This window comes from Jiulongibacter sp. NS-SX5, from assembly GCF_052828545.1.
In genome coordinates, this window is sequence record NZ_CM128248.1 from 3,498,065 (window position 1) to 3,513,461 (window position 15,397).

9 protein-coding genes are annotated in these 15,397 nt (G+C 40.7%); 2 read left to right on the top strand and 7 right to left on the bottom strand.

What is annotated here, in order from left to right; translation table 11 throughout:
• Positions 1–71: 71 nt before the first annotated feature.
• Positions 72–2,822, top strand: a complete 2,751-nt coding sequence (locus tag ACUXV0_RS15240) for a TonB-dependent receptor (RefSeq protein WP_446190430.1) — start codon at positions 72–74, stop codon at positions 2,820–2,822.
• Positions 2,823–2,934: 112 nt separating this feature from the next.
• Positions 2,935–3,978, top strand: coding sequence for a phytase (locus tag ACUXV0_RS15245; protein WP_446190431.1), 1,044 nt, complete (start codon positions 2,935–2,937; stop codon positions 3,976–3,978).
• 88 nt (positions 3,979–4,066) lie between these two features.
• Here the strand turns inward: ACUXV0_RS15245 and ACUXV0_RS15250 are convergent, their stop codons facing one another.
• From ACUXV0_RS15250 to ACUXV0_RS15280, 7 genes are all read right to left on the bottom strand, one after another.
• Positions 4,067–5,815, bottom strand: a complete 1,749-nt coding sequence (locus ACUXV0_RS15250; RefSeq protein ID WP_446190432.1) for a cytochrome-c peroxidase — start codon at positions 5,813–5,815, stop codon at positions 4,067–4,069.
• 31 nt (positions 5,816–5,846) lie between these two features.
• Positions 5,847–7,613 carry an alkaline phosphatase PhoX gene (locus ACUXV0_RS15255; RefSeq protein WP_446190433.1) on the bottom strand — a complete coding sequence of 589 codons (1,767 nt, stop codon included), beginning with the start codon at positions 7,611–7,613 and terminating at the stop codon, positions 5,847–5,849.
• 131 nt (positions 7,614–7,744) lie between these two features.
• On the bottom strand, positions 7,745–8,659 hold the full coding sequence (locus tag ACUXV0_RS15260) for a metallophosphoesterase family protein (protein ID WP_446190434.1): 915 nt from the start codon (positions 8,657–8,659) through the stop codon (positions 7,745–7,747).
• Between the two features lie 129 nt (positions 8,660–8,788).
• Entirely contained in the window at positions 8,789–9,427 is a 639-nt protein-coding gene (locus ACUXV0_RS15265; protein WP_446190435.1) for a bifunctional 4-hydroxy-2-oxoglutarate aldolase/2-dehydro-3-deoxy-phosphogluconate aldolase, read from the bottom strand.
• Positions 9,420–10,343, bottom strand: coding sequence for a 2-dehydro-3-deoxygalactonokinase (locus tag ACUXV0_RS15270; RefSeq protein ID WP_446190436.1), 924 nt, complete (start codon positions 10,341–10,343; stop codon positions 9,420–9,422). The genes ACUXV0_RS15265 and ACUXV0_RS15270 overlap by 8 nt, the downstream gene beginning before the upstream one ends.
• A gap of 141 nt (positions 10,344–10,484) precedes the next feature.
• Complete coding sequence (locus tag ACUXV0_RS15275; protein ID WP_446190437.1) at positions 10,485–12,047, bottom strand: SusD/RagB family nutrient-binding outer membrane lipoprotein; 1,563 nt, start codon at positions 12,045–12,047, stop codon at positions 10,485–10,487.
• Positions 12,048–12,074: 27 nt separating this feature from the next.
• The gene (locus ACUXV0_RS15280; protein ID WP_446190438.1) at positions 12,075–15,173 is read right to left on the bottom strand and encodes a SusC/RagA family TonB-linked outer membrane protein; all 3,099 of its coding nucleotides are present in this window, start codon (positions 15,171–15,173) and stop codon (positions 12,075–12,077) included.
• Positions 15,174–15,397 lie beyond the last annotated feature (224 nt).

Below are 15,397 nucleotides of genomic sequence, written 5' to 3' on the forward strand. Positions count from 1 at the left end.
AATATGTTCTCTTAACATTGGCGTAATCTCGCCCCGATACTTTTGCGGGCTTAAAACCTAAACTAACGCAAATGTTAAAAGATTACTTTAAAATTATTCTACTCTTAATGGCTCCTCTGGCTGGTATAGCTCAGTCTACACTGGTAGGTACAGTGAGTGATGAAAACGGACTGGCTCTGCCGGGTGCTACCGTGAAAGTGAATGAAAAAGCGGCTATTTCTAATAATGAAGGACAGTTTTTTGTGACAGGCCTCCAGACGGGAGCTGTTAAGGTTCTGATCAGTTATATCGGATATCAGGCCATAGAAGAAAGCATGAATCTTTCAGCTGGTGTAAATAATAAGAAATTTACTCTTCAGTCTGGTGTGGTGCTCAGCAATGAGGTCATTGTACTTGGTGATCGTCTGAAAGGACAGGCAAAGGCCTTAAATCAGCAGAAAACAAATGCCAATATCACGAACATTGTATCTGCGGATCAGATTGGTCGTTTTCCTGATGCCAATATTGGTGATGCTTTAAAGCGTATACCGGGTATAACCATGCAGAATGATCAAGGTGAGGCGAGAAATATCATCATCAGAGGTATGGCTCCTCAGCTTAACTCCGTGACTCTTAATGGTGAGCGTATCCCTTCTGCTGAAGGCGATAACAGATTAGTTCAAATGGACTTGGTACCGTCAGATATGATTCAAACCATTGAAGTGAATAAGGCTGTTTTACCAAATATGGATGCCGATGCTATTGGTGGCTCTGTAAACTTGGTTACCAGAAAGGCTCCCTCTGATTTGAGAATCTCAGGAACTCTGGGATCTGGTGTGAACATGCTCTCTAAAAAGCCGATTTATACGGGTGCTTTTGTTCTTGGGAATAGAATATTAAATGATAAACTCGGCTTTGTACTTTCGGGTTCCTATAACAATCACAATTTCGGCTCTGACAATACAGAAGCCGTATGGATTGACCATGATAATGGTGTGGTAGTAGATGAGCTAGACATAAGAGAGTATCGTGTTCAGCGTGTGAGAAGATCACTTTCCGCTAATCTTGATTACGATTTCTCACCAAATCATTCCATTGGCTTCTCAGCCATGTATAACTGGAGAGACGACTGGGAGAATAGATTTAGAATGCGTGTTAGTCAGCTTGAAGATGCTTTTGATGATGGTGACTTTACCGATATTGGAAATGGCGTTTATGATATTTCGGCTGGTAGAGTTGAATTTCAGACAAAAGGTGGTATCGGTAACGACCGAGTGAAAAACCGTAGACTTGAGGACCAACGAGTTTGGAATTACACAGTAAATGGTAATCACCTTTTCAATAAACTACATGCAACCTGGAATGTAACGGCTGCAAAAGCCTCAGAGGAAAGGCCTAATGAGCGTTATATCAGTTTCCGTCAGTCCGGACAGAATGTACGTTTAGATATTTCAGATCCTGAGTATCCATTAGCACTTTTAGCTAACCCTGCAGATAACTTCGGTATTGAACTAAATGAAATTACTGAGCAGTATCAATACACTTTTGATCAGGATCTCAATGCCAAGCTAGACTTCTCATTGCCATACTCTAATAGTGGTGTATTGAAATTTGGAGGACGATACAGAAATAAAGTAAAAGACAGAGAGCTTGAATTCTTTGAGTACTCTGAGTTGGCTGGCTCTATCCAAACTTTGGCAGATGTAACTACAGCTGATTATTCTGATCCAAACTACCTGGTTGGGTCTCAATACGCAGTAGGAAACTTTGCTACTGCAGAATACCTGGGAGGTCTGGATTTAAGTAATCCTGCTCTTTTCGAAGGTGAGAGCATTCCTGAAGAGTGGGTGCCGGGTACTTATAATGCTAATGAGATCATTACTGCAGGTTACTTGATGGTAGATCAGCAGATTTCTAAAAAGTTGGCTGTAATCGCTGGTGTAAGATATGAGCAAACCAATATCGATTACACTGGAAATATCTACAACCTGGATGATGAAACCTCTACTGAAGATAGTAGAAGTAATGCCTACGGAAATTTCCTGCCGGGTGTTCACCTAAAGTATGACGGTTCTGAGAATAGAATTTTCAGATTAAGCTGGACCAATACTATCGCCAGACCGAATTATTTTGACCTTGTGCCGTACGCCAACTTCTCTCCACAAGATTCAGAATTGGAAAGAGGTAACCCTGATCTGCAAGCGACTACCTCATCCAACTTTGATGTGATGATAGAGCAGTATTTCAAAAGCATCGGTATTTTCTCAGTTGGCGGATTCTATAAGGACATTGACAACTTTATTTATACGCAGACATTGCAAAACTATAATGACCCGCAGTTTGGTAATGACCTTGAGTATACTCTGCCAAGAAACGGTGGTACTGCAAAAGTGTATGGTGGTGAAGTGGCATTCCAGAGACAATTATGGAAAGGCCTGGGTATCTACTTAAACTATACTTACACTCAGTCTTCTACTACGGGTATAGATGAGCGTGAGGACGAAAACCTGGCACTTCCTGGTACAGCGGAGCATATGTTTAATGCATCTCTCTCTTATGAGAACAAGAAGTTTGTGGCAAGAGCATCATTTAACTATGCCAGCGATTATATCGATGAGCTTGGTGGAGAGGCTTTTGAAGACAGATTCTATGATAAGCAACTTTTCCTGGATGTGAATGCTTCCTATGCTTTCACGCCATCGCTTCGTTTGTATTTTGAAGGAAACAACCTGACCAATCAGCCTTTAAGATATTATCAAGGTGTACAGAGCAGAACCATGCAAATGGAGTACTATAATGCTCGTTATAACTTCGGGTTAAAGTTTGACTTGAACAAAAACTAAAAAAATAGAACAGGTTTAGGCCGAAACAGGAGGGGAGAAATCTCCTCCTTTTGGTCTTTACAATCTCATGAGGCCAAGTTTATTGGCTGACTGGAAATTCAAAACAAGTTTAATGAAGAAGATATTTTCTCTAATGTTGGTTTTTGCTGCTTTAGTAGCAAATGCCCAACAAAACCCAGTACAACCTGTATATATCACCGATAGTGTTGATTATGATACAGATGATCCTGCGGTTTGGGTTAACAAAAATGATTTATCAAAAAGTCTGATTGTAGGAACAGACAAGAATGTAGATGGAGGACTCTATGTCTTCAATCTTCAGGGTAAGATTGTGAATACCGTTAAAGGTCTCAAACGCCCAAATAATGTTGATATAGAATATGGTCTGATGCTCAATGGTAAATCAACTGATATTGCGGTAGCAGCTGAGCGTTTTACGCATAAGTTGAGAGTATTCTCATTGCTAGAGATGAAACCGATAGACAATGGTGGCATTGAGATTTTCAAAGGAGAAACAGGCGAGGAGTTCAGAGACTTGATGGGTATTTCATTGTATAAAAATAAGAAAGGACAAATCTATGCCATTGCTGGTCGTAAAAACGGACCTACAGGTGGTACTTACTTATGGCAATACCTCCTTGAAGATGATGGTACTGGTAATGTCAAAGGAACATTGGTTAGGAAGTTCGGTAAATACAGTGGCATTAAAGAAATAGAAGCTATAGCAGTGGATGACTGCCTGGGATATATTTATTACTCAGATGAGGGTGTAGGAGTGCGGAAGTATTATGCAGACCCGGCCAAAGGAAACAAAGAACTGGCTCTTTTTGCTACTGAAGGTTTTACTGAAGACCATGAAGGTATCTCTATTTACCAGTTGAATAAAAGAAAGGGTTATATCCTGGTCTCTGATCAAGGGGCTAATAAATTTCATGTATTCAGTCGTGAAGGTTCATGGGGTAATAAACATAAGCACAAACATCTAAAAACTATTGAAGTAGCTGCTCAGGAAAGTGATGGCTCAGAAACTGTAGCTGTTGCCTTAAATGAAACTTTTAAGTTTGGGCTTTTTGTGACGATGAGTAATGATCGTACTTTCCATTTGTACCGCTGGGAGGATATTGCGGGTGAAGAACTCAAAAAGATTAAAAAGTAACTATTCACTAAAAAAGCGGTTGATCAAAGTGATCAACCGCTTTTTTAATCTGTATCCTTTCCAGAGAATCATTTCAATTAAAACAAGGTTAAGGCTCGTCCGTCAGTGTCTTCATAAAGGCAATGAGGTCTGATTTTTCATGGTCTTTTAAGTTCAATGGTTCTGATGGCAAAGTTTGGTATTCCAAATTGAAACCAAGTCCGTTTCCACCACCTCTGTCATAAAACTCTATGACTTCCTCTAAAGTCTCAAAAACTCCATTATGCATATATGGAGCAGTCATGGCTATATTTCTGATGGTAGGAGTTTTGAAGAAAAAACGCTTTTCTTCTGTTTGAAAACTATTAAATCTTCCAGCGTCAGGGTCTATCACAGTGTGATCTAGATTCTTAGTTTTGGGAACGCCTAATAGTTCCAGCTCGCTTTCTGCATATTTCATTGGCACTGTACCATTAAATAGCGGTGTGAAGTGGCAAGTAGCACATTGAGCCTTACCCATAAATAAGTTAAAGCCTCTTTTTTCAGCATCTGTGAAGCTATCTTCTTCTCCTCTCATATTCCTGTCAAATTTAGAATTGAAAGGTGCCAGAGATCTGATATAGGAGGCTATGGCATCCCTCACTCCATTATCGTTGACTTCAGAATTAAAGATTTTTTGAAAAGCTTTTTGGTACTGGTTATCTTCGGCAATTATAGAAATGTAATTTTCCGGGCTACTGTGAAATTCATTCTGGTTATTGATAACAGAAATAATCTGACCCTCCAGACTACCGCTACGCCCTTCATAGAAGAAAGACTGCTGTAGGCCAGCATATAACATAGTGGGTGTATTTCTAGTCCCTTCAAACGGAATCACTTTACCGTCTGTGAAGTACTTTTCTTTTTGGTGACAACTTGCACAGCTCATTTGGCTGTCTTTTGAGAGTCTCACATCATTGAAGAGCTGCTGGCCCAAATCCTCCATTTCTTTGAGGAGTTCCGGAGTTTTTCTTTTGGCAAAGTAGCTTGTGTTGAATGTGTTCTCTGAATAAAGAGAGTTCGTTTGATTGGCAATGGCCAACTCAAAAGGAAACTCAACGTTCCAATCTTTAACGGTCTTGTTATAAAGTGCAATTAGGTCGCTGTTTAATCCTTTGACGTAGTCAAATGCCTTGAACTTATCTCTGTTTTTGACATATTTAATGTTTTGCTCCAGAGAGCTGATCCACTGACTATAAAGTTCTTTATTGCTAAATAGCGGTTGAGAAAATTCTACAAGATCTTTCACGCCTTCAAGAGAGGAGGTAGACTCACGGAGTTGTCGGCCTAAAGAGGGCGAGTCAAAAGGAGTAATACCGGTGATTCCGACCCTCAAAAAGCCATCTCTGATCATCCAGAGAAAATGGTGCTTTTTCATTTTTGAAAAGTCCACGTTCTCAGCGAGTGCTTTGGTTCTATCTCTTATTTGGGCTGCATGGTTTTTAGTCAGGCTAAGGTCTTGCTCGTCAAAGAGAACTTCTTCCAGAACCTGAAAGCCCGTTAAATTGAGATGCTTGATGGCCGTGGCATCTTCCTCTTCTATTCTGATAAGATTGGGGCCATTGAGATACTTATAGTTCTGAGTGTCGGTAAATTGCATCACAGGCTCAATCACCTTGAATGTATCTCGGGCCGTGATGTAGATTACACTCATCTCATTTAAAGAAGAATCAGCGGCAATGTCGGCCATTTTTTGACTAATATAATTTAGTCTGCCTCTGTAAGACTCTTCCATCTGAAGTGCCACAGAACTAATCATCTGATCTTCATTTTTGGTATGGCAAGACCAAAGGCTTAAAACCAAAAAGAGGGGGTACAAAACCCCCTTTTTAGATAAACTGCTGTTCATATTATCTTTCAAGTCCTCTTACTACAAAAAGCATACTTCCTTCTGTTCTTCCATGATTAAGGTAATCAGGAACCGCATTAGGATCAGTGAAAGCCGTACCATCTAAAGGTGACCATCCGTGGTTTTGAGTAATCATCAAGAAGGTGTTTGGCATTCCTACTGTTTCAGAAATGTCTATCATACCTGTAATCTCCCAAGTAGAAGAAGTGTTTCCGTAACCAAGGCTGGAGGCATTGGTTTGGTTACATTCCAGTACTGTTTTGAGCTCTCCTGTATTCAGGTTATACTGATATAATCTGGCATAGTGAGACTTGTCTGGAGTATCAGGGTATCCGTTAGGGTCTTCCTGAATGTAAAGATAGTTTTCTGTCACTAAAACGTTATCCGGAGAGTGGAAATCTTTGGCCTTACCATCAAGAATATCACCATCTAAAACCGGAGAAATAGTACCAAATAATGGAGAAGATTCGTCAAAGTTCACTTTGTAGATTCTACCATAGAAAGTTCCTTTGCCGGCAAGTCCGTCTTTTTTTCTACCCGTAACGGCAAAATACACCTCTCTGTTATTGGCGGCAGAACCTCTTCTGTAGTCAAGGTCTTCCAGACGAGAAAAGCCCATAACGCCTTTTTCCATCGCTTCGGCGTTTAAAAGACCGATTTCAGTTTCTTCTAGCTCTACCATTTCAAAATTGTAAGACTGACCCTCTTTCATGTCCATCTCATAAGTAACTCCTTCTGTGGTAACTTTTAATCCATAAAGTTTACCACCTTCCAGGTCGCCTTGGTTTCCTACGTATAGCCCAAACTGACCTTGAGGTACGTTATTATCAGAGTTATCGTCACCGATCATAACTACAGTTTGTCCTGGGTAAGCGTCTTTAGACATGACCACGGCATTTTCTACTGCCCATTCGCCCATGGCAGAAAGTACACGGGCATTGTCTTTATACACAGACTTTTTGTAAGGGTCTACAGCGTAAACGCCTTGCTTAATGCCATCTCCCCATTCACCACCTGAAAGGTAAAGTGGACCAAAGCCATGCTCTTCAGGAGTTACTAAAGAACCCGAACACATAGCGGTATTGGCGGTAGCAGTGGCATTCAAAATATATTCACCTCTTAAAGGTGTGAACGTTTGATCTAAAGTGATTCTGGCAATTGAGTAATCAGCCTCAATATTATTGATCAAGCTGAAAGTACCATCGCCATTTCTTAGAAGTCCTGCTCCGTCTGCCATACTTCCGTAAACGAAGTCTGGTGACAATGGTAGAACATCTTCAGAAGTAAGTAAGGTATATACTTCGATGTCAGAAAATGCACCGTCAATGGTAAACATTTCTTTACCCGCAGGAGAAACAGACTTGTTTCCAAACTGCATTAGGTTCATGTCGGCTGTACTGATATACGATTCAAGAGAGCTGATACCGGCGTCAATATTACCAGCTTCTACTTCTGTATTTACGCCTTCTAGTAAAGTTGCCAGCTCAGTTAGGTTCGTATTAGGGTTTTTAGAAAGAACCGTAACCTGATTCATTAGGACCTGAAGTTTAGCAATTTTATCCTGGCTAGCTTCCAGGTTAGATTGCCCTTGCTGAATGGCGGTAAGTGCCGAGGTAATCGTAGAGATTTGAGCTGTAACAGACTCTAATTGCTGAAGACGAGAATCTACACTATTGATTTTGTCCTCGAGATTTTCGAACTCATCTGCATAACAGCCACCGAGCGTAATGGTGGCAGCTAATGCCAGAGTTTTGTAAACATTTTTCATAGATATGCGAGTTTTATTTGCCCGCAAAACTACGATCAACCTTTATTGGCGATGCTTCACAAACTTTATGAATCCCTTAAGTTTTTGTTAGCTCAATGTTACCTGTTTTAAGCTTTTGTAAAGACTAGCTTTTAGCTTGTATAGTCCTGATAATTGACTTCAAAATCTCCATTACTGAATAGGTCAATCATAGCATAACCTGGAGTGGTTTGTCTATATCGTCCTTTCCACCAATTACCACTTACCGCTCCGTTACAGCAATAGCTAATACCATTATACTCTACTTTATCTAGCAGATGAATATGGCCGCTTATGGCTAGTTTGATATTTGGGTATTGATAAAACAACCTGATGAGTTCCTGTGCATCAGCGTGCATCCATGAACCCGAGATTCTCCATTGATTGTCAATAAAGTTTTTTCCATCAAAAAAGACGGAGGCTGACAAGATAGGAATATGGCTCATGATCATGATATGCTCATTTACCGGGATTTGCTCCAGCGTTTCTTTGAGCCAGTTTAGCTGCTGCTCATCTATTTTGGCCACATATTTCTTTTTACTGATAGCCGGCTGAACACCATCCAGAACGATGAAATGCCAACCATTCTGCTCAAATTTGTAATATGGAGATTGAAAATTCAGACTTTCCATGACCTTTTCCTTCTCTTCTTTCATGGTGGTCTTATTTCCGTACCACAGATCGTGGTTTCCTATGCAATGGTATACTGGTAAGCTGTTTTCCTGTTCCAGTATTGAGTTAAATAGCTTAAACTGCTTTTTTAAAATCAGCTGAGGGGAGTTTTTGGCCCCCATGATGCTATCTCCTCCATTGAAAATAAAGTCGGGCTTGGGGTATGAGTTTTGTATATGATGAAGGCACTTTTGGAATCCTTTGGAGGCTCCCATCACACTTTGGATGTGTACATCAGTAATGTGAGCAATTCGAAGTGCGAGCTTTTTCTCATTGGCTTGAGCATAGCCCGATTGACCGAAGCCAAGACCCGCAGTTAGCACCCCCATTTTCTTTAAAAGCCGCCTTCTATCCATACTTAAAAGACTAAGGAATTTAATTCAGTTATGAACCTTGAAATACGGCGAAAATTAGAGTTAAAGTTTTGATTTTAATCTGAATAGAGATGAATAAATTTTTAAATCTTTGAGTGATAAATATTGCCTCTATTGCAATGCCTTCGTCAACATTCTTTTCATAAAATGACTTAGGCCTTTCCAGTCTTCATTCTCAATGAATTGCTTGGGGAATAATGAGCTTCCCAAACCTACTCCATATGCTCCAGCGGAGAAAAAGCTAGTAATATTATCAATATCTACACCGCCTGTTGGTAGTAGTTTGATTTGATTCAAAGGACCGAGTATGTCTTTTACGTATTGAGGTCCTAAAGTGGTGGCCGGAAAGATTTTTACCGCTGTGGCACCGGCTTCCCACGCCTGGTAAATTTCAGTCGGAGAAAACGCCCCTGGGAATACGGGAATATCGTTCTCTTTGCAGAATCGTATGACTTCAAGGTCTAAAACCGGAGTGACAATAAACTCAGAACCTTGATCAATGGCCTTCTGTGCCTCTTTGAGATTCAATACCGTTCCGCTTCCTATTTTGAGGCTGGGGAATTGCTTTTGTATGACTTGACCGATTTGCAAAGCGTTTGGAGTATTGAGAGTGACCTCCATGGCGTACAAGCCCGCTTCCTGAAAGCTTTCGGCAAGTTTTAAACAGGTCTCTTCTTCATACCCCCGGATAATACCGACCAAGGGTGCTTTTTCAAAGTTTTGAGTAAAAGTGAGCGTATTGCTAAGCATGTTGTTCTAAAATGGTCAATTGTCCTCGAAGGATGGCGTTTGAGAATTCGGCTTCCGAAATAACAGAGAATTTAGAAGATTCAAAGAGATGTTCCAGTGCAGCCGAGTAAATGTCGAGTAAAATACCTGTACTCGCCAGAATAATATTGGTATCGACTTGTCCTAAATCTTTGAGTTCATCACCTATTAAAAGCCCACTCAGATATTGGCCGTTATGTTCAGGGTTATTGGTCTCCATTAGACCTCGATAACGGATATAAAATAAGTTCTTGGTTAACTTTCCTGAGAAACCGGCCTCAAGGCCTTCAAAAAAGGTCTGTTTTAAGGTATTTGGAGCTTTTGTTATAGAGCCAGACAGTATGGTTTGAGTAGATAAGGTTTCAAATAATTCACCGGTCATGAAAGTGTTAAAGTCCTTGAACTGACCTCCGGAAAAATACATATGCTTGGAATGGGTTCCCGGGAGTATAAGTACACCCGTGCCTTTCAAATAGGCTGATAAACCTATGGCTTGAGTCTCTTCACCTCGCATAAGGCTAGTTGAACTTCTAAGCCCCGAGATCAGAATTGTTTTTTGACCATCAAAAAGGTCGTCTAGCCGAATTGAAGGAATTTTGTCTCCCTCAATTGAACAAGGTAATTCACCATAGGGTAATTCTTTAAGCCCGAGATTTGATGAGGCCATTCCCGATATAACAAGAGGTATTGCTTGATCTCTATTTCTTAAACCACTTAGCTGTTCTTTTAGAAACTCAAGACATACTTTTGACGAGTCCAACCCGGAATTATTTGAAGTGAGCCTTTTTATCCCAAACTCGTTTTCAATGAGTTCCAGCGATTCTAAGGTGGAGGTTTTCACAAGCCTCAATCTAAAATTACTAGTACCCCAGTCGCAGCTGATAAATTGATCAATCATAAATGGCTTCTTCAGAAATCAAAGTTAAGCATAAGGACAGATTAAACAGGAGGGCTGAAAAAAAGAAACCCCGACCTTACGATCGGGGCACTTTTGGCCGAAGCCTATTTTCAAGTAATAGCTACAGATTTTGATGTAGGCTTAGTCCTTCACATCCCACCATAGAGGTGTAGTTAAAAGGTCAGGACCTTGTCTTTCTACCGCTGCCTTGTAATTGGCAGGGTTTGCACCAGCTTCACCTTCAAAATAACGAAGTCTCTTAGGGATGGTCCCGTTAGTTACGTTATTCGGGTCAGAAGTTGGAGTTAAAGCAGGGTAGCCGCTTCTTCTGTAGTTACTCCATGCTTCAATATGATTAAGGTATGTAGCAGCCCAGTATTGCTCGCCAATCATTTCCATTTGATTACCAGCATTAGCGAAGTCAAGACCCACCAAGTATGCATCTACTTCTTCAGCTGTAGGAGTAGCTACGCCAAATAAAGCCCAAGACTCCATAGCAGCTCTCACACCAGCATTGAAGAATTCTTCTGCATCACCTGAGATCCATCCTTTCAATACCGCCTCTGCTTTCATTAACTCTACCTCTGCATGAGAGATAAACGGAGTAGGATCATCAAGGTCTAGAATTTCTGGGTTCACAAAGCTATATTCTGATACGCTAGAGTAATCAGGATTGACATCTTTGATAGTAACACTAGTATAACCATTCGGAAGACCTACCTGAGCTTCAGGATCTGTATTCCAGGTAGATGTATCGTATGGGTTACCTACACCACCTACAATAATCATCTTTCTAGGGTCATTATGCTCGTTCATCCAGTCAAGGAAGGTTTTAGATACTCTACCGTTTGTATCTCCACCACCACCGGCAGCGTTTGAGAATACAAGTGAGGTGCCGTTATAATTAGTGTCGCCACCATTACCCAGTGCTTGCTTTAAGAAGGCATTGCTATCAAAACCGTCGATAGGTCCGTTTGAAAGAGCTTCAGTGAATACAGATTGAGCAGTAGCAGGATCTACTTCGCTCATTCTCATTGCTATTCTCATAAGTAAAGAGTTAGCAAATTTCTTCCACTTTGCATTATCACCCGCAAATAAAACATCTTGGCTGTTTGATGATCCTTGAAGAGACTCAGCACTATCAGAGAATTCGTCTCTGGCTGCTTTAATGTCAGCTACCAGGAACTGATAAATGTTCTCTTGAGAATCATAAGCAGGGAACCAGTTCTCCTGGCCATCAAGACCACGACCAGCCTGAGTGTAAGGTACATCACCATACAGATCAGTCATTCTATGAAGGTCAAACGCTCTCATAATCTGAGCAGCCGCATGAATATTGGCCAGCTCAGGAATACCTGCAGTTTGATCTACAATATTCGTCAGGTTTTTGATCGGGTTAGTGTAGTGACTTTCCCAATATGCAGCACTGTATGAAGGGTTATAATAGTACTTATCTCCACTCCAGTACCCTTGAAGAGATGCATTATGCTGAACCATAGTAGAGCTATAGATCAGGTTCGTTCTCCAGCTCTCATAACGGCTACCAGCTACACGTAGAATACTATAGTCAAGTATGTAGCGATTGTCGATAGAAGTAGGAGAGTTCTGGTTAACGTTAAGGTCTATCAGTTTCTGCTCATCACACGACCCCAGCGTGAATATTGCCAGAGCAGAAAGTGCTATTTTTTTATACGTATTTTTCATTGTTGATTTCTTTAGTAAATGAGACACTTAGAATGATGCTGATAAGTTGAAACCAAGGTTTCTGGTAGAAGGCATTGAGAAGTACTCAAGACCTTGAGCAGCACCTATTGCTGTATATCCACTTTCCGGGTCAATGTTTGGAACAGATGACCATAATACTGCAAGGTTTCTACCTACGGCAGAAATCTTCAAGCCTGTCAGAGGAGTTTTGTCAAGAATCTTAGATGGGATTCTGTAACCGAAAGAAAGTTCTCTCAATTTACCGAATGACGCATCATAGATCATGTTCTCTGTGATATCATTGTATCTGTCGTAGTAGTTATCGATCTCCGTAGGAGCGATATTCCAAGTTTGAGCTTCACCGTCAGTATTAACACCGCTGATCGTCAAACCTGACTCTCTACCTTCAAGTGTGCCTTTATGAAGACCTACTCCGTAAAGACCTAGGTTAGTACCAGACATCATGCTACCACCTTCACGCATATCGATCAGGAAGCTTAACGATAGGTTTTTGTAAGAGAAAGAGTTAGAGAAACCTGCACTGATCGGGTGACGACCTAGAGCAAGCATTTCAAAGTCACCTCTTACAGGATAACCGTTTTCGTCATATACTTTCTGACCATTGATTTCCATATGAGAATAACCAGCGATTACACCCAACTGCTGACCTACATAGTGACGAATTCTTTCTTGCTGAGATCTAGCTTCTTCAAGGTTTAGGAACTCGATAGGTTCACCTTGAGCATTTTCTCCTAAGCTGATAACCTCAGAGATGTTTCTTGCAAAGTTAAGCGACACATCCCATGTGAAGTCAGAAGTTTTAACCGGAGTAGCGTTGATCAATAGCTCAACACCCTGGTTAGTTAATTCACCAACGTTAATTGACGTACTTCCGAATCCTGAAGTTCCAGAGATAGATGTATTCAAGATATCATCAACAGTATTTCTGTTGTAGTAAGCGAAGTCTAAGCCTAAACGGTTTTTGAATAATCTTACATCAAGACCAAATTCAATTTCAGACGAAATAAACGGACTCAAAGCAGCATTAGGGATAGATCCGTTAGATATATTACCTAATACAGCACCGTTATGATCATAACCTTGAAGGCTATAGTATAGGTTGTTTGAGTAAGCATCTGGAGCTCCACCACCTACTTGAGCGTAAGAGATTCTAGCCTTACCGAATGTCAACCAAGCTGGTCTGTTAGCCCATGCATCAGAGAATGCAAAGCTTAAACCTACTGAAGGGTAAAGTACGCTGTTGTTCTCTGGAGATAGAGTTGAGAATTTATCCTCACGAGCTGTAAGGTTTAAGAATAAGATATTGTCATAACCTATGTTAGCTGAACCAAAAACTGAATTGATACCACTTTCTACAAAGTCGTAAGAGTATGTTTGGTTAGAAACGTTGTTAACGCTACCAAAGAATGGTACATTAAGACCGTTACCACCTACTCTGGCTCCTTCGTTAGATCTTCTCATTCTGTTACCACCAACTAAGGCGTCTACACTGATCTTACCGAATTCTTTGTTGAATCCAACGAATAAATCAGCGTTGTCTTCTCTGATACTTCTGTTCGTGATATTATAGTCACCAGTAGTTTTGTAACGTGTACCGTAAGGTTCTGTTGATTCAAATCTGGCAGAGATGAAGTCTGTTCCTAAACGACCTCTTACGTATAACCAATCTGTAATGTTATAAGTCAATGAAGCATTACCAAAGAATCTGTTCTTGTCATCAGTTCTTAGGAATTGATATGCACCCCAGTAAGGGTTAGTTTGATACACATTGGCTGTATAACCTAATTCGTTACCGAATTCATCAGCACCTAGTTTGTCAGGATCTCCCATTAAATCTGCAAAAGACAGGTTAGGAGCTTTAGTGATGATACTGAAGTTTGCGTTACCCGGAGAGTCAGAAAGACGAGGTCTGTTTTTCGCAGACTCTTTTGAGTACTGACCAGAAACAGCTAGATCAATCTTACCAAGCTTACCATTGATATTCGCATTAAAAGTAGTTCTATCAAATCCTGAATTTGGCATGATATCTTGGTTCTGAAGATTTGAGCCAGAGAATCTGAAGTTACCCATTTGGTTTCCACCAGAAAGTGCAAGAGTGTTTGTCCAAGTGCTACCAGTTCTGTAGAAATCGTTGATGTTTTCTCCTGTAGAAGCATAAGGTCTGCTTACGCCATCCCACTGAACTACATTTGAACCATCAAGAGGAGCACCCCAAGAGCTGTTACCGTAGTCAAGTGCTTCTTCCTGAGTAGTAGGAGCAAGACCGTCTACACCTACACCATATTGTGTTTGAAGGTCAGTCATGTCAATAGCCTTATCCATTGTGTAGTTTGTATTGAAATCTACACCAATACCTTTTCTGGCAGTACCACTCTTTGTTGTAATCAAGATTACACCATTTGAAGCTCTTGAACCGTATAGTGCAGAAGCAGAGTTACCTTTCAGTACCGAAATGTTTTCGATATCATCTGGGTTAATAGATGCAAGACCGTCACCATTATCATTACCACCCCATAAACCCGCAGATCCTTGGTTAGAGTTATCCATTGGTACACCATTGATAACATATAGAGGTTGATCGTTTCCACTTAGTGATGAACCACCACGAATAACCACACGGCTGGTACCTGCTACCCCTGTAGTAGGAGCTGATACGTTTACACCGGCTACTTTACCTGTTAAAGCAGAACCCATGTTGGCCGTTCTTGATTCAGTGAATTTGTCACCGTCTACTTGTGTAACTGAATAGCCCAGACTCTTTTTGTCTTTAGCAATACCGAAGGCAGTTACTACAACCTCACCAAGAGCATTCGCGTCTTCAGCTAGAGTAACGTCAATAGAAGATTGATTTCCAATAACTACATCTTGGCTAGCAAAACCAATGTAGCTAAATGTTAGGGTTTGTCCTTTTGATGCAGTGATAGAGTAAGCACCATCTGCATTTGTAATAGTACCATTAGTAGTACCCTTCACTGTAACGTTTACACCGTAAAGTGTTTCGCCACTTTCGTCAGTGACCGTCCCTCGGATGGTCTGGCTCTGTGCCCATGCAAGGTTTACTCCCAGTAGCATGAACAGTACTTGATAGAGTATGCGTTTTTTCATAAAGTTTGGTTTTTTTAGAAATGATTAATTTTTCCGAAGAGTCTGCTGAAAAAAGGGGTCAGGGTTAAATTTTTTCGTCCATTGCTAACACGTAGCTTCGGGAACAGCTCTCAGGATGAGAACAAGGTTAAGTTTTTGGGCTTAACAAGGCATTAATAAAATATTAACAAATTGGTTTTTAATTAAAAAAATATTTTAAAAACTACCTCAGACCCTATAAATGG